Genomic DNA, 18,812 nt, shown 5'->3' on the forward strand with positions numbered 1-18,812 from the left:
CGATAGCCCGCTGCCCCGCCGCCGGTTCGCGCGCAAGCGCGCGCCTACAGCGGCGTCGGAACACAGCCGGGTTTCGTGGCATCGGCAGGCAGCAGCAGGAAGCTCACCCGGTTTGCCGTGCCCAGAGCCACGGCACGGTCAGCCGCCACGCAGCTATCCAGGGCATCGGCATTGATGAAAATGTAGCGATGGCCGGGGTCCGCAGCCTGCCACGCGCGCGCGTCCGCAAGCTGCGCCGCGGCGGCGCGGGAGAATCCAAACTCGGTCACGGGGCGCTTTGCCTGTAGCAAGTTCTCTTCTCGCCACGCCACGAGCCCTAGCTGGCCATCGGGGCCGATGGCCTGGTCAGCCGCTGTCATGACGGCCTGCGTGGACTGGTTCGCGTTGAGCAACGGATACGTACCCAGCGGCCAGATGATCCAGCCAAGGGCCATGCCGCACAGGAGCGCGCCCACCCCGCGGCGCGGACGGAACGCGACAGCCGCCACGAAGAACGCGACACCAACGGCAATCACCCAGACCCATAGCGCCTCGCCGTGGCCCGCCAGTTCGTAGCCTTTCGCGATACGCCGTGCGGCGCCCGGCGCGGTCGTCAATGCCCACACGCCTGCGCCGGTGAATACCAGCCCGCAGGCCACGGCGATGCCGAAGGCAACGCGCGGCAGCCAACGCGTCTTCGCCAACTCGACCACATAAGGCGCCATCGCCAATGCGAGCATCGGCAACATCGGCAGGATGTAGATCTCGCGCTTGCCCTTGGGGATCGAGAAGAACAGCAACACCAACACGCACCATGCCAACGGAAGCCATACGCGGGGCTCACGCAGGCGCAGCGCATTGCGCCAGCGGGGAACCACGGCGGGAATCAGCAACCATGTCGGCAACCAACCGCTAAGAATGACGACGAGAAAGAACCACGGCGCCTCGTGGTGCTGCCACGAGTTCGCGTAACGCTCGGCCGTCTGGTGGAAGAGAATATCGTTGACGTAGGCAAGGTACTCCGGCGTCTGCTTTCCGTACGCCGTCGCCAGCATCGGGCCGAGCCACACGGCTATCGCGAGAAGGAACGCGATGGCTCCGCCGGCCCAGCGCCAGCCATCGCCACGCGTACGTGTCAGGCCTGGCCACCCGCGTGCACGGCAAACGGCATAGGGCACGAGCATGAACAGCGCAATGACGCCTACACCCTTCGTGATGACGCCCAGGCCTGCCGCGAAGCAGCCCAGCCAGTACATGCGCCAGTTGGGCCCACGCAGGCAATGCAACAGGATGCCGGTGTTACCCAGCGTGATCCAGAACAGATTCAGCGGGTCGATCTGCGCATGCCGGATCACATCGATGAACGGCATGGACATGAGCACGATAGCCGCGGCATACAGGCCCGTACGCTCGTCCCACAAACGGCGGCCCAGGTGCCACACCAGCGCAAGCGTGCCCAGGCCCGAGAACAACGAGGTCAGCAGGAATGCGCCACGCCACCCGCCGGTGATCCACATCCATGCCGCTTCGGTCCACATCAGCATGGGCGGCTTATCGGCATAGAGCTCGATGCCCCGGTGGGGAAAGAGCCACTGGCCGGAATCGAGCATTTCTTTCGCCACCAGCGCGAAGCGCGGCTCATCCGGCGGCCACGGATCACGCAGGCCGATGCCCGCGGCGAGTACCAGCAGTGCGATGAGCATGAACCAGGCGAGGTGACGCCAGGCGGTTCGGTCTTCAGTGGGAAGCATGCAGCGGCCGACCGGGAGGGATGGATGCATCCTAGCCCAGCGGCCGTGTCGGAGCCCTTACAGAAGCCTTATGAATGGCAGCCTTTTGTCGGCCCTCCGATCGTTCCGCGTCAGGCGGCCTCGGTGCGGAAGAAGGCCACGCTCTCGACCAGTCCACGTGCACGTGCTTTCACTGCATCGGCTGCGGCCGCCGCCTGCTCCACAAGGGCCGAATTGCTCTGCGTCACCTCGTCGATCTGGCGTACCGCCTGGTTGACTTGCAGGATGCCCGCAGCTTGCGTATCGCTGAGGGTGGCGATCGCGCGTACCGACACGGTGACCTGGTCGACATCGTTCGCCAGGCCTTCCATGCGCTTGCCAGCATGGCCGATGAGGTGCGATCCATCCGCGATGCTCTCGGTCGATTCCTCGACCAGGGCGCGGATCTGGCCGGCCGCTGTCTTCGAATGGGCGGCGAGCACGCGAACCTCACCGGCCACGATATGAAAGCCCTTCCCGGCATCACCCGCGCGGGCGGCTTCGACCGCCGCGTTCAGTGCGAGGATGTGTGTCTGCGAGGCGATGCGTTCGATCACCTCCGTGATCTCGGTAATGCGTGCCGACACCGATGCAATGCGATCCATCGCGACCACGGCATCACGCATCGCCTGCTCACTTTCGCGCGCACCTTCCAAGGACTTCTCGGCCGCGCTTCGCGCTTCACGTGCGCTCGTGGCGTTGGCGTGCACACTACCGGTGAACTCCTGCATGGAGGACGCCGTTTCTTCCAGGGCCGCGGCCTGCTCGCTCGTTCGCGACGAAAGATCGAGGTTGCCCTCGGCGATCTCGCCGGTGGCTTGCGAGATTTCTTCCGCACCCCGGCGAATCGCTGCGACAACCTCGCGGAGCTTTGTGTTCATGAGCGAAAGCGCACCAAGCAGCAGGGCCGTTTCATCGCGACCCTTGGCCACGATGACGCTCGACAGGTCGCCGCCGGCAACGGCTTCGGCGACTTGCACGGCATGGCTGATTGGCCGGGTGATACTGCGCGCCAATAGAATGGTGACGATGACGCCGAGAGCCACGGCCAGCCCAACGACCGTCGCGAGCAGCATGAGCACCTGTTGGTAGACGGCAGCGCTTGCGGCCTCTAACTGACGCGCCGATGTCGCGGACGCTGAGCGCACATGCTCGACGATCCCATCAATGGCGGCGGTGGGCGGCCGGTCGATGCCTTTCACAAGACCATCCACCACGTGGGCGCTGCCCGGGTCAGCCGACTTGAAGTGGGTCAGCGCGGCGGTGTATGTCGTGAGCAAGCTTGCGTGCGTCGCCAGCGCGGTATCAGCCTCGGTCGCTGGCAATCCAAGCCGGACCATGTCCCCACGCAGGCGCTCCAGGTCGCCGCGGACCGCGCCAGCCATGGTTGAGAACCCCTGGCGGTGCTTCTCGAACTCGGCCGGATCACCGCCGCGCAGCAGCAGATCCTTCCATTCCTGCACCTGGCGCTTGAAGTCGACCTGGGCCACTCGCGCTGTATCGGCAGCCGCGGCGAAGGCCAGGGAGGTGGTCGCCGACCGGACCTGGAAATCATGCATGCGCGCCAGGCCGCGCCAGCCCTCGGCACCGACCAGCACGGTGGCGCCAAGCAGGAGCAGACCCAGGACAGCCAGACGGGTGGCGATGCGAAAGCGATACAGCAACGACATGGACAGCAGACCGGGAAAATGACGCAGTCCGCTTGCATCGTGAGGGGGTAGGTAATGCCTTATCGGCATGATCCAGCCCCGGCTTGACCGAAAAGATGTGAAGACCCGAGGGACCCATTTCAATTTTCCGGGGCTGGCACGTCTAAGGGGTTCGCCGGTGCGGAAACTGGCGTGCGTCCCTGCCCGTACGCACTCCGGTTCCGCACCGTGCGACCCTATATCCGGAACACCCCCCATGAACGCGGTACCCCAGACGATGGACCCATCCGAGGCGACTGGCGCGCCCCGCGGACGACGCGCCGACCAGGTGGTCGCGCTTTTCCGCGAGCACAACGCGGCGCTCGTCGCGTTCCTGCGCGTACGGCTGAATTCGCATGCCGACGCCCAGGAAGTGGCCCAGGAGGTGTACCTGAAACTGCTTTCGCTGGATGAATCCACCAAGATCGACTCCCCGCGGGCGTTCCTGTTCCGCGCGGCGGCGAACCTGGCGGTTGATCGCCTGCGTATGCGCAACGTGCGCGCCGCGGCACCGGTGGACCCGGACCACGACGACTGGCATGTCACCCCGATTCCCGAGCAGCACGCCTCCGCCCTGCAGCAGTGGCGCGACATGCGCGAAGCGCTGGATGAGCTGCCGCCCAAGACCAGCCGGGCGTTTGTCATGCACGTGATCGACGGCCGTGATTTTGCGTCCGTCGCCAAAGCGATGAACCTGAGTGAGCGCATGGTGCGCTACCACGTCGGCCATGCGCTTGCGCATTGCCGTGACCGCAGAGACCGTGCGGAGACCCCACGATGAGCCCTCCAACCTTCGCCCCTGGCCACCGCATCGAGCACGCCGCCGCCGAGTGGTGGGCACGCCTGCGCGACCCCGCCCTGCCGGACCAGGCGCTTGCGCAGTGGACCGCGTGGCTGGAAGCCGATCCCCGCCACGCCGCCGCGTTTGATCGCGCCAGCGCCCTGGCCGAGGAAGCCGCTGCCCTGAAAGGCGACCAGCGGGCCGACCTGGTCGCCCGTTTTGCCCCCCACACGGCCACGCGACGCCGCGCACCCGCACGTGCCGCCCTGGCATGGGCGGCCGGGCTTGCTGCCGTGGTGGTACTGGGTGGCGGGCTGTTCCTGGCTTACCGCCACGGGCCCGAGGCACCGCGCGCCTATGCCAGCGAACGCGCTGGGCATCGCGATATCGATCTGCCGGATGGCTCCAGCATCGAACTGGGCGGGGCGACCTCCATCACGGCACGCTATGGGCACGATATTCGCGCCGTGGACCTCGACGCCGGCGAAGCCTTCTTCCGCGTGGCCCACGCGGAGCGCCCGTTCATTGTGACGGCGGGCCCCCTTCGCATCCGCGACCTGGGCACGGCCTTCAACGTGCGTCGTACTGGCGATCGGGTCACCGTGGCGGTGACCGAGGGCCGCGTCCGCGTGTCGCCATCGGCCGATGAGGGCGATGGCGGTACCGTGGAACTGGGTGCCGGGCGTGAAGTCTCGTTCGATCCTGAGACGCAAGCCATGCGTATTCTGGATATCGACCCGGTGGCGGCGACGGCCTGGCGTGAGCACCGCCTGGAGTTCGTCAACGAACCGCTTTCCTCCGTGCTGGAGAACGTGAACCGCTATAGCGTGCGCCCCATCCGGGTGACTGATCCGGCGCTGTCGCGCCTGACGTTTACCGGCACGGTCCAGGTCGATACCATCGACAGTTGGGTAGCGGCCTTGCCACGCGTATTCCCTGTTCGCGTGGATACGTATGCCGACCACCTTGAGCTAACGCGACAAACATCCATGGCGCGGGGTCCAAAGCCGCGCTGACCCAATCGAAGTCTTGGGGCCGCAGGTCTTGCAGCACACCGTTCGCGGGCGCCGGCGCGTAACCACCGGCGCGCTCGCGCTTGCGTTGGTTCTGGCGCTACGCCCGGCCCAGGCCGGCGAAGGGTCGCCCGCTGGCGAGCCAGGCTCCGTGCTGCCTTTTGCGATCGCGCCGCAGCCCATGGCCACCGCGCTGCTCGCCTGGGGCAAGCAGGCCAACGTGCAGGTGCTCACGGCGTCGGGGGCCATCGCCAACTGGCGCTCCTCCGGGGCCAAAGGCTTGCTCACCCCCGATGCAGCGCTTGATGAACTGCTCGAAGGCACTGACCTGGAGCGCGAATCGTATGATGCCCATACGGTGGTGGTCCGGCAGCGCCAGCAACCCGAAAACGCGGTACCCGCGCCCGCCGATCCGTACATCGCCTTCGATCCGCACTCGGTCACGCCACTGGCGACGGTCGATGTCCGCGGCATCCTGGCCGATGACGGCTTCAAGGCCGATACCTCGCGCACGGCTACGCGCACGGAGACCAACCTCACCGATGTCCCGCAATCGGTCAGCGTGGTCACGCGCGAAGTCATCGCTTCCCAGCAGGCGGTGAGCATCGGCGACGTGGCGCGGTACGTCGCTGGCGTGCAGTACGTCGATGGCTATGGCGGCTCACCGTTGTTCCTTATCCGCGGTTTCGACGCCGGCAATGGCATGACGGATGGCATGCCAAATGGCATCGCACGCACGGAAGATCTGCCGCCGCTGATCGGCATTGAGCGGGTAGAGGTGCTGCGCGGGCCCGAGGCAATCCTTGGCGACGCGTCGCAGAACAACAACTTCGGCGGCTCGATCAATGTGGTGATGAAGCGGCCGCAGGCGGAAACCGTGCGCACGCTCACCTGGTCGGCCGGTGAATACGATGGCGCGCGCCTGGGCCTGGATCTCGCCGGCAAGGCATCCAGCGATGGCGCATGGACCTACCGCCTGGTGGCCGCGGGCCAGGCCGCCGAACGCACCCAGCAAGGACATGGCAACGGGCGCGGCGCTTACCTGGCTCCGTCGTTCGCATGGCAGGGTGCCGATACGCGCGTGATGGGCGGCCTGGAGTATGTGGATAACCGGGTACCGGGGCCGGAACATACGGTGCTGCTGGGCGCATCGCTCTCCACGGCATCGCCGTACCGCGACCTGCCCGATGTCCCCGACGACTACTCCACGTACCGCACCACGCGTGCCGTGTTCGAATTCGATCACGACTTTACCGATGACTGGGCCTTCCACAGCCAGGCGCAATACGTGCGCCAGCACAGCGACGGACGCAACTGGTCGTATGCCGCCAGTGGCTACAGCAGTTATCTGGTACCGGTGGCGCGTAGCTTCCGCTACCAGGGTAGCTACTGGACCTGGCAAAACGACCTGCGCACGACGTTCAGCCATGGCGACACCACGCACACCGTCTTGATGGGCTTTGATGTTGCCCGTACGCACGCTGGCGACAGCGGCGGCGGCAGCACGGTCGAAACACTCGAGACCTCCGATACCGATCGCGATGCGCAGATCGTGACGCGGCCGATCGCGTTCGACCTCGCCACCGGTACACGCATGTCCGCCAAGTACAACTCGCTGGTCGCACCGGTGACCACGGTGCAGAACCTGGGCGGCTCGTGGCAAACCAACGCCGGGCTGTACCTGCAGGACCAGGTAGCGATCGGCGAGCGCTGGAACATCCTGGCAGCGCTTCGTCGCACCACCTACCAACTGGATACGCACTGGGAAGATGGCATGCCGCGCCGCCAGCGCAAATCGCGCTGGGTGCCCAAGCTGGGCGTCGTCTACAAACTCACGCCTACGGTAGCGGTGTATGCCGATACCGCGGTGGGATTCCAGCCGGATCCGCTATTGGGCAAGGATGGCCAGCCCCTGCCGGCGGTGACCTCGCGGCAGGTAGAGCTGGGCGGCAAGTTCGATCTGTTCGACCAGCGCGCACGCCTGACCGCGGCGCTCTACCGTATCCATGTCGATCACAGCGTAGACCTGGTCTCGCCCGAGCCACCGTTCTTCGCGACGCCAGGCCCAGGGCAGACCAACCGCGGCCTGGAAGTGGAGTTCAGCGGCAATGTCGCGCCCGGGTTTGATGTGCTGGCCAGCCTCACCGAAACGCGCATCCATAACAACGACGACACCCGCCCCACCGGCACGCCGAAACACCAGGCAGCCGTGTGGGCGAGCTACCGTTTCGGCCAGGGCCCGGTGCAACCATGGGGAGTGGCCGCTGGCATCCTTGGGCGCAGCCGGAGCCTGGGCCGCACGAGCGTGGATGGTCAGTACTTCGGCATCCCCGGCCAGGCCAGCGTGGAGACCAACGTCACCCGGTATGGCGAGCACTGGCGCGTGACGCTCGGCATCAAGAACCTGTTTGCACGCACGCTGTATGCCGTGAACTTCGATGATACGTTCGTGCCGATTCGCCAGGGCCGCACGGTGTTGCTTACCGGTTCTTACGATTTCTGAAACGCCTTGATCACCACCTCGCAGGCTTCGCGCCTGAAGGCATCCCGCACGGGACGCCCGGTGGGTAACCCCTGCACCGGCACTTCGTAGCAGCCCGCCGCACCGGCGACGCCGCCGTGGCGACGCCAGAAGCGATCGTAGGCCGTCGGGGTCACGCCGTCGCGACGATCCAGCGGATGCGAACCCGCCGACACGCCGCGGATCCGCTCGATCCCGTAATAGGTGGCCATGGCGCGGACCACAGCCAGCAGCAACTCGCGCGGATGCAGGCCGCCCGTGGCGCGGGTGAAGCCAGCGATGGCGGCCCGGCCCAGATACGCCCAGGAGCCCCTCATGGCGCCGAGCAACAGGCCTTCCGTGCCGGCGAACGTGATGGCGCAGGACGAGATCACTTCCTTGTCGGCATTGAGCAGGAAAAGCCCGAGCTCTCCGCACTGCTCGCTCTCAGGAGCACGGGCATGCACGTACGCCAGCTGGCCATTACCGAGGGGGAGCGTGGCTAGACGGACGTCATGGCCCTTGAGCAGGCGCAGGCGGAGGCGCTCGGGAAACTCGCGCGATACGAAACGGTAATGCGATTCGATGATTCGCGCCCGCTCGACCAGGTCGAAGCGGCGGGAAATATAGTGGGGCTGCCAGCGCTCGTAGAGCGCGGGATTCACCTCCGCTGCCTCGCGCATATCGCGCGAGCGGCCCACCAGGCGCAACCAGGCCGCCTGGCGCGGGAACGCGCGCAGGGTCCGCCATAGGTAGCGCATGCGGTTTTCGGTGAGCGGAAAGCGATGGCGCTGGGCCGCCCGGCGGCGGAAGTGCGCCAGTACCAGCCGCAACCCGCCCGCGTTGGCGGCGGGCGGGGACCAGGCCAGGGGCAGGTCGTGGAGCGTGCGGCTGTGCGGATAGCGGGACGACATACCCCCTAGACGGTTGGGGGCTCAAAAATTGAAATGCCTACCGGCGTTTACGTTCATCCCGCCAGACCACCCACGCGCCCACGAGGGTGAGCAGTGCCAGCGCATACCAGGTCAGGGCGTACTGCAGGTGGTTATCCGGGAAGGCGATGACGGTGAGGCCACCCACCGGCGCATCACTGCCATCGGTGCGGCCCGGAGCCGAGGCGGCGTCGGCGTCCACGAAGTACGGCGCAGCGTCGGCAACGCCCCCAGCCTTGGCAATGGCAGCCACATCGCGCGAGAACCAGCGTTCTCCCGCCGGGTCATTCTTTTGCAGGAACGCGCCCTTGGGCTCCGTCATCCGGAGCAGGCCGGTGACCGTCGTATGGCCGGCTGGCCCGGTGGTGCACGTCGCCTTGCCGCTGCACCATGCGGGCGTAACGAAGCCCCGGTTTACCAGCACCACCTCGCCGTTATCGCGGCGCAACGGTGTCATCAGCCACGAGCCGAGGCCCAGCTCGGTACTGGCGCGCACGCGCACGCTTTTCTCGGGGAGGAAGGTGCCAGCGAGCTTCACCCGCCGGTATTCATCGCCCTCGGCCGTGACCTGGGGCCACTGGCCACGACCCGGCGCATCCACCGGCTGGGCGTGGACGCGGGCATCCACGCGTGCGATCAACTCGTGCTTCCACGAGCGGCGATGCACCTGCCAGGTGCCCAGCGCGACGAAGGCGGCAAACACCACCGCGCCGAACAGTGCCAGCAGGCCCAGAACGAAGACGCCGCGCGGAGAGCGCGGCGTTTCGTGGTTTGTTGCGGGCGACGCGCTCAAGGCAGGTTCTTCACCTGCTGGCTCATGTCGTGCGACATGCCCGGCATCATGTTGGCGTTCATGTGGAACATGACCCAGATCGAACCCGACAGGGTGATGACCACCAGCACCAGCGTGAATATAAGCGCCAGCATGTTCCAGCCACCCTGCGATTTCGTATCCATGTGCAGGAAGTAGATCATGTGCACCACGATCTGGATGGCCGCGAAGGCCAGCAGGATCACGGAAAGCGTGCGGGTATCCGGCACCACCTTGCCCATCACCAGCCAGAACGGGATGGCAGTGAGCACCACGGCGAGGAAGAACCCGAGGAGGTAACCGCCCAGCGTGCTGTGGCTGACGACTTCGTCGTCGTGGTGGTCGTGATCGTGGTGATCGTGCGATTCAGCGTGCGCGCTCACGGCAGCACTCCCATCAGGTAAACGAAGGTGAAGACGCCGATCCACACCACATCAAGGAAGTGCCAGAACATCGACAGGCACATGATGCGGCGCTTGTTCGGACCGGTAAGGCCATGCTTGCCCACCTGGAACAGCAGCGTGATCAGCCAGACGATACCGAAGGTAACGTGCAGGCCGTGGGTGCCTACCAGGGTGAAGAACGATGAAAGGAACGCGCTGCGCTGCGGGCCCGCACCCTCATGGATGAGGTGGGCGAACTCGTACAGCTCGATGCCCAGGAACGCCAGGCCGAACAGGCCGGTGATGATGAGCCACGCCATCATCGTGCCGCGGCGGTTCTTCTGCATCTCCAGTACGGCAAAGCCGTACGTGATCGAAGACAGCAGCAGCATGGTGGTGTTGAGCGCCACCAGCGGCAGTTCGAACAGATCCGCACCTGAGGGGCCGCCGGCATAGCTGCGGCCCAGCACGCCGTAGACGGCGAACAGGCAGGCGAAGATCAGGCAGTCACTCATCAGGTAGATCCAGAACCCGAGCAGGGTTCCGTTCTCCGGATGGTGATCCTTGGTCATCCAGAACTGGGTCTGGTTTTCCGCGACAGCCGCGGACGGGGTAGCGTGCATATCAGACATGGGCGGCAAGCTCTTCCGTACGGGCGGTCTCAGTACGCTCCACCACGTCAGCGGGGATGTAGTAGTCGCGCTTGTAGTTGAAGGTATGCGTGATGGCGCTCACCAGGATGCCGAGGAACGACAGGCCGGCGATCAGGAACATGTGCCAGATCATGGCGAAGCCAAAGACGAAGGCGAACGCGGCGATGATGAAACCGGCAGCGGTGTTCTTCGGCATGTGGATCGGCAGGTAGCCTTCGGTGCGACGCGTGGCGTTGCGCTCCTTCATGTCCCACCAGGCATCCGCATCGTGGATGAGCGGGGTGAACGCGAAGTTGTATTCCGGCGGCGGCGACGAGGTGGCCCACTCCAGGGTACGGCCGTGCCACGGGTCACCCGTGACATCGCGCAGCTTTTCCTTGTTCTTGATCGAGACGAAGATCTGGATCAGGAACGAACCGATGCCCAGGGCGACAAGGCCCGCACCGACGGCGGCGATCTGGAACCAGATCTGCAGCGACGGATCCTCGAAGTGGTTCATGCGGCGGGTGACGCCCATGAAGCCCAGCACGTACAGCGGCATGAAGGCGACCCAGAAGCCCACCAGCCAGAACCAGAACGAGCACTTGCCCCAGAACGGATCGAGGCGGAAGCCGAAGGCCTTCGGGAACCAGTAGTTGATACCGGCGAACAGGCCAAAGATGACGCCGCCGATGATCACGTTATGGAAGTGCGCGATCAGGAACAGGCTGTTGTGCAGCAGGAAGTCGGCCGGCGGCACGGCGAGCATCACGCCGGTCATGCCACCGATGGTGAACGTGACCATGAAGCCGACGGTCCACAGCATGGGCACGTCGAACTTGATGCGGCCGCGGTACATGGTGAACAGCCAGTTGAACAGCTTCGCACCCGTCGGGATCGAGATGATCATCGTGGTGATGCCGAAGAACGAGTTGACGCTGGCACCCGAGCCCATGGTGAAGAAGTGGTGCAGCCACACCAGGTACGACAGCACGGTGATCACCACGGTGGCGTACACCATCGACGCGTAGCCGAACAGGCGCTTCTGGCTGAAGGTGGAGACCACCTCGGAGAAGATACCGAACACCGGCAGCACCAGGATGTAGACCTCGGGGTGGCCCCAGATCCAGATCAGGTTCACGTACATCATGGCGTTGCCGCCAAAGTCGTTCGTGAAGAAGTTGGTACCGGCGTAACGATCAAGCGCCAGGAGCACCAGCACGGCCGTAAGGACCGGGAAGGCGGCGACGATCAGCACGTTGGTGCAGAGCGAGGTCCAGGTGAAGACCGGCATCTTCATCATGGTCATGCCCGGCGCGCGCATCTTGACGATGGTGGCGATCAGGTTGATGCCGGAGAGGGTCGTTCCTACACCGGCCACCTGTAGTGACCATATGTAGTAGTCGACTCCCACATCCGGGCTCTGCGCCAGGCCGGACAGCGGCGGGTAGGCCAGCCAGCCGGTGCGGGCGAACTCGCCCACGAACAGCGAGGCCATCACCAGCAGCGCGCCGGATACCGTCATCCAGAAGCTGAAGTTGTTGAGGAACGGGAACGCCACGTCGCGCGCGCCGATCTGCAGCGGCACCACGTAGTTCATCAGGCCCGTCACCAGCGGCATGGCCACGAAGAAGATCATGATCACGCCGTGGGCGGTGAAGATCTGGTCGTAGTGGTGCGGTGGCAGGAAGCCGGGGTTGCCGTTGAAGGCGATGGCCTGCTGCAGGCGCATCATCAGCGCATCGGCGAAGCCGCGCAGCAGCATCACGATGCCCAGCACCATGTACATGATGCCGATCTTCTTGTGATCGATGCTGGTGAACCACTCTTTCCAGAGGTAGCCCCACAGCTTGTACTTGAAGAGCAGCCCCAGCACGACCGCGCCGCCGAGGGCGACGCCTGCAAACGTGGCGAGGAGGATGGGCTCGTGATAGGGGATCGCCTCAATGGTGAGGCGTCCGAAGATCAGTTTGGCTAGATCGGGCGTATTCATTACCGGACTCGGCAAGCTTAAATCGGTGGGGGCGACCGCTTAGAGCGGGCGTCCGGCGGGCGTCATGGCTTCACCGGCGGTGCCGCGGGCGGCGCACAGTGCGCCTACATAGCGGCGGCCGTCGTCGTTCAGGCCAAGGCGCGAGCGGGTGCTGGCATCGAGCGCGGTCACGTTGTACGTGCCCACGATGCCCTGCCCGCCAGCCTTGTCCAGCGCCATCATGTCGCTGGCGCACATGCGGTTCGCTTCGACGCAACGGTTAAGGATGCGGTTGTACAGGCCTTCCGCGACCGTGCCGTAGTAGTGCACCGGCTCGCGCTCGCTGGGCTGCTCGAGCTTCAGGTAATCGTCGCGGTCGAGCCTGTCGCCGCTGGCCTTGGCCTTGGCCACCCAGGCGTCGAAATCGGCATCGCTGAGGCTGTGGAAGCGGAAGCGCATATCGGAGAAGCCGGCGCCGCTGTAGTTCGCCGAGATGCCCTCGAAATCGCCGGGCTTGTTCATCACGGCGTTGAGCTTGGTCTCCATACCCGGCATGGCGTAGATCATGCCGGCCAGGCTGGGGACGAAGAACGCGTTCATCACGTTCGAGGCCGTGATGCGGAACTCGATCGGGCGATCGACCGGGGCGGCCATCTCGTTAACCGTGGCAATGCCCTGTTCCGGGTAGAGGAACAGCCACTTCCAGTCCAGCGCCACGACCTCGACCACCAGCGGTTTGGTGCCAGCGGCGACGGGGCGGCCCTGGCCGATCTGATCGAGCGGGCGATACGGGTCCAGCTTATGGGTGCTGGTCCAGGTGACGGCGCCCAGGGCGATGATGATCATCAGCGGGGCCGACCAGACGATCAGCTCCAGGACCGTGGAGTGGTTCCAGTCCGGATCGTAATCACGTTCCGCCGCCTTGCTGCCCGCGCGGTACTTCCATGCGAACAACAGGATGAGGAAGATGACCGGGACGATGATGATCAGCATCAGCACCACGGAGATGAAGATCAGATCCCGCTGCTGGCGGGCGATATCACCCGAGGGGGAGAAAAGGACGGCATCGCAGCCTGACAAAAGCAGGGCCAGGGCGGGGATGAGCAATCCGCGCAACATCTTCATGGACATTCGCATGTGGGAGCTACCGTGGGGACCCAAAAAAATACGCTCAAATTCACGTCAGGACCATAGGACACTTTGTCCCATGGGATCCAAGCCAGACGCCCCCGCCGGGGGTATGCTGTACCCAAGCACAGGAAGGGAGTTGTTCGATGTCGAGCATTTCACACGCCCCTCACAACGCCGTTGACGTCGCTGAAAACGATGTCCGGCGGCAGCACCAGGCAAGCCATGCCGCGGTGGCTCCCAACGAGATCGCCGTAGGGGTGGTTATTGGCCGAGCCTCTGAATACTTTGACTTTTTCACGTACGGCATCGCCTCGGTGCTGGTCTTTCCGTCGGTCTTCTTCCCCTTCCTGAACCAGGTCGATGGCATCCTCCTGGCCTTTGCCATCTTCTCCTTCGCCTTCATAGCGCGGCCTTTTGGTACCACGCTGTTCATGGCAATCCAGCGTCATTTCGGCCGGAGTACCAAGCTCACCGCCTCGCTGTTCCTCCTTGGCACCTCCACCGTGTGCATCGCCTTCCTGCCGGTGAACCACACGGGGGGCTACACCGTCATCTTCATCCTCGGGCTGCTCCGGTTCTTGCAGGGCATTGCGCTGGGCGGCTCCTGGGATGGCCTGCCCTCCCTGCTGGCCCTCAACGCGCCGAAGAACCGCCGCGGCTGGTTCGCCATGCTGGGCCAGCTGGGCGCCCCGGTCGGGTTCCTGATCGCCGGCTCGCTGTTCCTGTTCCTCAACACCCAGCTTACCCGCGAGGATTTCCTCGACTGGGGCTGGCGCTTCCCGTTCTTCGTGGCGTTCGCCATCAACGTGGTGGCCCTGTTTGCCCGCCTGCGTCTGGTCGTGACCGAGGAATACACCCAGGCCCTCGAGGAATGGGTGCTCGAGCCGATCGGCACCATCGACCTCGTGCACGCGCAGGGCTACAACCTGTTCATCGGCGCCTTTGCCGCCCTGGCCAGCTACGCCCTGTTCCACCTGGTAACGGTGTTCCCGCTGAGCTGGATCGCCATCAGCCGCTCACAGGACATCAATAACGTATTGATCGTGCAGCTGATTGGTGCATTCGTCGCGGTACTGGCCACGGTGGCGTCAGGCGTCATTGCTGACAAGATCGGCCGCCGGAACACGCTGGGCACCATGGCGGTGCTCATCGGCCTGTTCGCTATTGCCACGCCGTTCCTGCTCGATGGCGGCCGCGCAGGCCAGGATACGTTCCTGGTGGTGGGCTTCGCCCTGCTTGGCCTTTCCTATGGCCAGGCGGCCGGCACGGTCACGGCCAACTTCGAAAAGCGCTACCGCTACACGGGTGCAGCCTTGACCACTGACTTCGCCTGGCTGATCGGCGCGGCATTCGCCCCGCTGGTGGCCCTGGGCCTGTCGCAGCGGTTCGGGCTGGCGGCGGTGAGCATCTACCTGCTCTCGGGCGTGGTTTGCACCCTGCTCGCCCTGCGGATCAACAAGGCACTGGAGACGGAGCGGGTGAAGCCGGCCGTCTGATCCGGCGGTAACGGACCTTACGAAGGCCCCCGCTCAGCGGGGGCCTTTTGGTTTCGTACGGAATTAGCCCGCTAACCGACCTGCTGCCGCTTCCAGGCCGCCCAGAATGCTGTCGGCCAGGGCTTGGGGGAACGCCTCAGGAAGCATCGCCCGGATGGCACGCACGACGGCCGGCGAATCACGTCCGCCGGAATAGCCGCCCGATAGTCGGCGCCGCGGTCGCCCCAGGCCGGATACCCTATCGCCATGCTTTTCGACCTGCCCGACCACGACGTTCTTTACCGCGCGCTACTGGACCGCGACCCGGCCTACGACGGCCATGTGTATGTGGGCGTGACAAGCACCGGGGTGTTCTGCCGGCTGACCTGCCCGGCGCGCAAGCCCAACATCGAGAACACCCGTTTTTTTGACTCGGTGGCGGGGTGCTTCGAGGCTGGCTTCCGGCCCTGCCTGCGCTGCAGGCCGCTCGACCCGATCGGGCAGCGTGAGCCGGTGGTCTCTGCCTTGCTCAGGGCGCTCGAACACGAGCCCGAGCGGGTGTGGTCTGAGGATGACCTGGTGGGAATGGGCTACGACCCGTCCACCGTGCGCCGCACGTTCAAGCGCCAGTTGGGCCTGACGTTTCTGGATATGGCGCGTCTGCGCCGGGCCGGCCTGGGGCTGGATGAGCTCGGCGCGGGCCAGCGGGTGATCGATGCCCAGCAAGCCGCCGGTTACGCGTCCGGCAGCGGGTTCCGCGATGCCGTGGTGCGCCTGTTAGGCGACAGCCCGGTGCACCTGCGCGGCCGCGAACTGCTGAAGGCGGCCTGGATCCCCACGCCCATCGGAGACATGCTGGCGGTGGCCGATATGCATGCGCTGCACCTGCTGGAGTTCTTCGACCGGACGGCCTTGCCGGCAGAACTGAAGAAGCTGCGCGAGGCGACGCGCTCAGCCATCACCTTTGGACGCACGCCAGTCATCGACCAGATCGAAGCGGAGCTTGGCCATTATTTCGCCGGCACGCTCCAGGCATTCAAGACCCGGCTCGTGCTGCACGGCTCGCCGTTTACCAAGGCCATTTGGGACGAATTGGTCACGATCGTGCCGGGAACGACGTGCAGCTACGCCGAACTGGCCGCCCAGGCCGGGCGCCACACGGCGGTACGGGCAGCGGCGCGGGCCAACGGGGCCAATCAGCTGGCCATTGTCATCCCCTGCCACCGGGTCATCGGCGCCAATGGATCATTGACGGGATATGGCGGCGGCCTGTGGCGCAAGGACTGGCTCCTGCGCCACGAACAAAAAGTGCGGGCTGCGCTTACGGCGTGACCGGGTATGGCCCGTGCTCGAAGACCTCGTCGTGGTAGCCCTTGGCGCCGATAGCCAGCGACATGGGGCTGCGGAACTCCTCCCCGCGGCGCAGACACGCCAGCACGTAGGCGAAATCCCGCGTCGGCTGCCAGCCGAGGTCGCGTACCGCCCGGCTGCTGTCGTACACACGATCCAGCGAAGGGAGCAACTTCCAGCCCTGCTCCGCGTAGAGGGCATCCACGTCAGGGAACCGCTGGCGAACGACGGCAGGGGCATCGCTGCGTAGCGCGGCGGTATCGGCCCGGGTAAACGGCGGCGGCGCGGAGACGATATAGCGGCCGAAGCGCAGTGCCGGTGCTTTCTCAACCGCCAGCAGGTGCGCGGTCACGATGTCGTCGATGTCGGCCCGACGGTAGAGCAGCTCGTTGGCTTGCATGTTGGCCGTGCTGTATTCGGCACGAACGCCTGCGTTGTCGTCATCTTCCGGGAAAAAGCGCGACGTTCTCAGCACGAGCACCGGGAGCCTATCCTTCCTTGCCACCAGTTCGCACATGCCTTCGGCGGCGATCTTGGTGGCGCCGTAGATGTTCTTCGGGATGGGGATGACGTCTTCGTCGATCCACGCAGCCGGTTCACCGGGCGCAGGTGAGAGGGCAGCGCCAAACGCGCTGGTGGTGCTGGTAAACACGAATGCGCCCACACCATGGGCGACCGCCGCCTCTAGCAGAGCGACGGTGCCAGCCACATTCGTATCCACGAACTGGCGCTTGCTGTGCGTGGCCACGTGCGGCTTGTGCAGCGTCGCACTATGGATGACCGCCGTGGCGCCGGCCATGGCATCGCGCACGAACGCCTCATCGGCGATCGAACCCACGTGGTCGGTGAAGGCGGATGGCTTGATGTCCACCCCGCGCACCTCGCGGCCCTGCTCGCGCAGCCGGCGAACCAGCGCCTCGCCGAGGTGGCCAGCGCTGCCGGTGACAAGGAGAGTCATCGCCTGCCCTCACCACATCAGGTCGTCGGGGACGACAAACTGCTTGTAGAAATCATCCTCGTCATCGGCAACCGGGGCTGGGTCGCCTTCCTTGCGGCCATGGTCGAGTGCAATGAGTTCGGGCACGCGGGCATGGACCTGGTCCGCCGCGACGCGCGGCAGCAGTTCGAAGGAATCGCCCTGGCGCACGATAGCCAGGGTGCCGGCCGCCAGTTGTGCGCGCTGCGCCTCGCTGACCAGCACGCTTGTGATGCGGTCACCATCGTTGAAGCGGTACGGCACCTCGCCATCGCGCTTGATCTTCTTGGCCTCGACGATCTGGCGGACCTGGGCTCGCAATTCCTTCGCCCGGGCCTCGGCGTTGCGCTCGGCGACGATGGCGCGATCGCGCTCTGCCCGCTCGGCCTGAAGCTGGCGGGCGTCCACCTTTTCTTCGTCCGCCGCGACCGGCGCCTTGCCCTGGCGCTGCTTGGCCTGGTCGCGCACGATCTTGGCGGCCTTGTCCTTCTTGACGAGGCCGGCCTTGAGGAGTTGTTCCTGGAGGGGGTTGCGCATGGGGGGCCTGCGGTGGTGCCGTTCGAGGCTCCCAATGATATCCCGGTCAGAGGTATTCCACCTCTAGACATAACGGGTTGCGTTCATCACGACGCTGGCGTCAGCCGGCGCGGCACAAACGGTCGCTACCGCCACGCAAGCCGCGTGCAGCATGAATCTGCTCATCTTGGAATTGACCTTTCATATCGGCCGCCGGCGTGCCGACGGCCGAACCCGCGATTACGGGGCTTCGTAGTTGATCGTGTACTTCACGCGCCCCTGCGCGTCACCGGCAGTGATCGCGCCGGTGCGCTCGAACGCTGCGGCGTGGTAGATCATTGCGACGTTGCCGACCACGGTTTTCTTGATGACGTTGTCGTTCAGCCACGCATTGATCTTTTCGCCGTTCTCGTTGAAAAGACGAATGTCCACGCCGGCCGCCGTGCCGCCGGTGACACGAACCAGGCCCGTGTCCGGATTGACGGTCGCGCCATCCGCGTCGAATGCCGCCCAGACCTTGGTATCGTTCTCGCAGCTTGCCTCACCGCCAATCTTGAGCTTGAAGCCGGTCTGGCCCACGTTGTCGCCGATATTGGCAAAGTCACCGGCACTTACGGCGCCGAGATCGACTGCGAAGTTGGGTCCACCGCTATCATTGCCGTCCACCGAGCACGTCACGTTGGTGATCTTGCCCGTAAACGAGATGGTACCGGTTTCAGCAAACGCCGCCGGCGAAGCAAGACCCGCAATGAGCAGGGCGGAGCTAAAAATCTTGAGGTTCATCCAATCAACCTTTCTCAAAGTTACGCAGTTCAACGGCCCACCATGGACCGCCGGCCTGGGGCGACACGGGTCACCCCGCACAGCACGCAGCCGGGCCCGACTACGCGAGCGCTGGAGAAAG

The 18,812-nt window shown here is 65.2% G+C and carries 16 protein-coding genes; 5 read left to right on the top strand and 11 right to left on the bottom strand.

Going from position 1 to position 18,812, the window contains the following annotated elements; translation table 11 throughout:
* Positions 1-44: 44 nt before the first annotated feature.
* A complete protein-coding gene (locus ABIE56_RS03735) occupies positions 45-1,730 on the bottom strand; it encodes an ArnT family glycosyltransferase (RefSeq protein ID WP_429242488.1) in 1,686 nt (561 codons plus the stop codon).
* Between the two features lie 110 nt (positions 1,731-1,840).
* Positions 1,841-3,418: a methyl-accepting chemotaxis protein gene (locus ABIE56_RS03740; RefSeq protein WP_429242489.1), complete on the bottom strand. Its 1,578-nt coding sequence runs from the start codon at positions 3,416-3,418 to the stop codon at positions 1,841-1,843.
* 235 nt (positions 3,419-3,653) lie between these two features.
* Between ABIE56_RS03740 and ABIE56_RS03745 the strand changes: the two genes are divergently transcribed.
* The 3 genes from ABIE56_RS03745 to ABIE56_RS03755 are packed head-to-tail and all read left to right on the top strand — an operon-like array spanning position 3,654 to position 7,733.
* The gene (locus ABIE56_RS03745; protein ID WP_429242490.1) at positions 3,654-4,217 is read left to right on the top strand and encodes an RNA polymerase sigma factor; all 564 of its coding nucleotides are present in this window, start codon (positions 3,654-3,656) and stop codon (positions 4,215-4,217) included.
* Positions 4,214-5,233 (top strand): FecR family protein, encoded by a 1,020-nt coding sequence (locus ABIE56_RS03750; protein ID WP_429242491.1) that lies wholly within the window; start codon positions 4,214-4,216, stop codon positions 5,231-5,233. Before ABIE56_RS03745 ends, ABIE56_RS03750 begins: the two co-directional genes overlap by 4 nt.
* Before the next feature lie 28 nt (positions 5,234-5,261).
* Complete coding sequence (locus ABIE56_RS03755; protein ID WP_429242492.1) at positions 5,262-7,733, top strand: TonB-dependent siderophore receptor; 2,472 nt, start codon at positions 5,262-5,264, stop codon at positions 7,731-7,733.
* Here the strand turns inward: ABIE56_RS03755 and ABIE56_RS03760 are convergent.
* From ABIE56_RS03760 to cyoA, 6 genes are all read right to left on the bottom strand, one after another.
* Positions 7,721-8,644 (bottom strand): DUF535 family protein, encoded by a 924-nt coding sequence (locus tag ABIE56_RS03760; RefSeq protein WP_429242493.1) that lies wholly within the window; start codon positions 8,642-8,644, stop codon positions 7,721-7,723. The two genes, ABIE56_RS03755 and ABIE56_RS03760, sit on opposite strands and share 13 nt — an antisense overlap.
* Before the next feature lie 37 nt (positions 8,645-8,681).
* Positions 8,682-9,455, bottom strand: coding sequence for an SURF1 family protein (locus ABIE56_RS03765; protein ID WP_429242494.1), 774 nt, complete (start codon positions 9,453-9,455; stop codon positions 8,682-8,684).
* Complete coding sequence (gene cyoD, locus ABIE56_RS03770) at positions 9,452-9,856, bottom strand: cytochrome o ubiquinol oxidase subunit IV (protein ID WP_429242495.1); 405 nt, start codon at positions 9,854-9,856, stop codon at positions 9,452-9,454. The genes ABIE56_RS03765 and cyoD overlap by 4 nt, the downstream gene beginning before the upstream one ends.
* Positions 9,853-10,479 (bottom strand): cytochrome o ubiquinol oxidase subunit III, encoded by a 627-nt coding sequence (gene cyoC, locus ABIE56_RS03775; RefSeq protein WP_247436964.1) that lies wholly within the window; start codon positions 10,477-10,479, stop codon positions 9,853-9,855. The genes cyoD and cyoC overlap by 4 nt, the downstream gene beginning before the upstream one ends.
* Before the next feature lies 1 nt (position 10,480).
* Positions 10,481-12,454, bottom strand: coding sequence for a cytochrome o ubiquinol oxidase subunit I (gene cyoB, locus ABIE56_RS03780; RefSeq protein ID WP_429242604.1), 1,974 nt, complete (start codon positions 12,452-12,454; stop codon positions 10,481-10,483).
* A 66-nt stretch (positions 12,455-12,520) separates the two neighbouring features.
* A complete protein-coding gene (cyoA, locus tag ABIE56_RS03785) occupies positions 12,521-13,597 on the bottom strand; it encodes a ubiquinol oxidase subunit II (protein WP_429242496.1) in 1,077 nt (358 codons plus the stop codon).
* A gap of 137 nt (positions 13,598-13,734) precedes the next feature.
* Here cyoA and ABIE56_RS03790 point away from each other — a divergent pair, with 137 nt between their 5' ends.
* Together ABIE56_RS03790 and ABIE56_RS03795 are read left to right on the top strand one after the other, a co-directional pair.
* Positions 13,735-15,087 carry an MFS transporter gene (locus ABIE56_RS03790; protein ID WP_429242497.1) on the top strand — a complete coding sequence of 451 codons (1,353 nt, stop codon included), beginning with the start codon at positions 13,735-13,737 and terminating at the stop codon, positions 15,085-15,087.
* Positions 15,088-15,333: 246 nt separating this feature from the next.
* Positions 15,334-16,398, top strand: coding sequence for a bifunctional transcriptional activator/DNA repair enzyme AdaA (locus tag ABIE56_RS03795; protein ID WP_429242498.1), 1,065 nt, complete (start codon positions 15,334-15,336; stop codon positions 16,396-16,398).
* Here the strand turns inward: ABIE56_RS03795 and ABIE56_RS03800 are convergent.
* The 3 genes from ABIE56_RS03800 to ABIE56_RS03810 all read right to left on the bottom strand — a co-directional run bounded on the left by ABIE56_RS03800 (position 16,388) and on the right by ABIE56_RS03810 (position 18,691).
* Positions 16,388-17,374: an NAD-dependent epimerase/dehydratase family protein gene (locus tag ABIE56_RS03800; protein ID WP_429242499.1), complete on the bottom strand. Its 987-nt coding sequence runs from the start codon at positions 17,372-17,374 to the stop codon at positions 16,388-16,390. The genes ABIE56_RS03795 and ABIE56_RS03800 overlap by 11 nt on opposite strands.
* A gap of 9 nt (positions 17,375-17,383) precedes the next feature.
* Positions 17,384-17,929 carry a DUF2058 domain-containing protein gene (locus ABIE56_RS03805; RefSeq protein ID WP_429242500.1) on the bottom strand — a complete coding sequence of 182 codons (546 nt, stop codon included), beginning with the start codon at positions 17,927-17,929 and terminating at the stop codon, positions 17,384-17,386.
* Between the two features lie 219 nt (positions 17,930-18,148).
* Entirely contained in the window at positions 18,149-18,691 is a 543-nt protein-coding gene (locus ABIE56_RS03810; protein WP_429242501.1) for a fimbrial protein, read from the bottom strand.
* Positions 18,692-18,812: the final 121 nt, after the last annotated feature.

Source organism: Luteibacter sp. 621, from assembly GCF_050435445.1.
In the GTDB taxonomy this organism is placed as follows: Bacteria; Pseudomonadota; Gammaproteobacteria; order Xanthomonadales; family Rhodanobacteraceae; genus Luteibacter.

What these genes read in the sequence shown, in the direction of transcription:
- ABIE56_RS03735 (WP_429242488.1), bottom strand. Translation starts at nt 1,730, where the DNA reads ATGCTTCCCACTGAAGACCGAACCGCCTGGCGTCACCTCGCCTGGTTC.
- ABIE56_RS03740 (WP_429242489.1), bottom strand. Translation starts at nt 3,418, where the DNA reads ATGTCGTTGCTGTATCGCTTTCGCATCGCCACCCGTCTGGCTGTCCTG.
- ABIE56_RS03745 (WP_429242490.1), top strand. Translation starts at nt 3,654, where the DNA reads ATGAACGCGGTACCCCAGACGATGGACCCATCCGAGGCGACTGGCGCG.
- ABIE56_RS03750 (WP_429242491.1), top strand. Translation starts at nt 4,214, where the DNA reads ATGAGCCCTCCAACCTTCGCCCCTGGCCACCGCATCGAGCACGCCGCC.
- ABIE56_RS03760 (WP_429242493.1), bottom strand. Translation starts at nt 8,644, where the DNA reads ATGTCGTCCCGCTATCCGCACAGCCGCACGCTCCACGACCTGCCCCTG.
- cyoC (WP_247436964.1), bottom strand. Translation starts at nt 10,479, where the DNA reads ATGCACGCTACCCCGTCCGCGGCTGTCGCGGAAAACCAGACCCAGTTC.
- cyoA (WP_429242496.1), bottom strand. Translation starts at nt 13,597, where the DNA reads ATGCGAATGTCCATGAAGATGTTGCGCGGATTGCTCATCCCCGCCCTG.
- ABIE56_RS03790 (WP_429242497.1), top strand. Translation starts at nt 13,735, where the DNA reads ATGTCGAGCATTTCACACGCCCCTCACAACGCCGTTGACGTCGCTGAA.
- ABIE56_RS03795 (WP_429242498.1), top strand. Translation starts at nt 15,334, where the DNA reads ATGCTTTTCGACCTGCCCGACCACGACGTTCTTTACCGCGCGCTACTG.
- ABIE56_RS03800 (WP_429242499.1), bottom strand. Translation starts at nt 17,374, where the DNA reads ATGACTCTCCTTGTCACCGGCAGCGCTGGCCACCTCGGCGAGGCGCTG.
- ABIE56_RS03805 (WP_429242500.1), bottom strand. Translation starts at nt 17,929, where the DNA reads ATGCGCAACCCCCTCCAGGAACAACTCCTCAAGGCCGGCCTCGTCAAG.
- ABIE56_RS03810 (WP_429242501.1), bottom strand. Translation starts at nt 18,691, where the DNA reads ATGAACCTCAAGATTTTTAGCTCCGCCCTGCTCATTGCGGGTCTTGCT.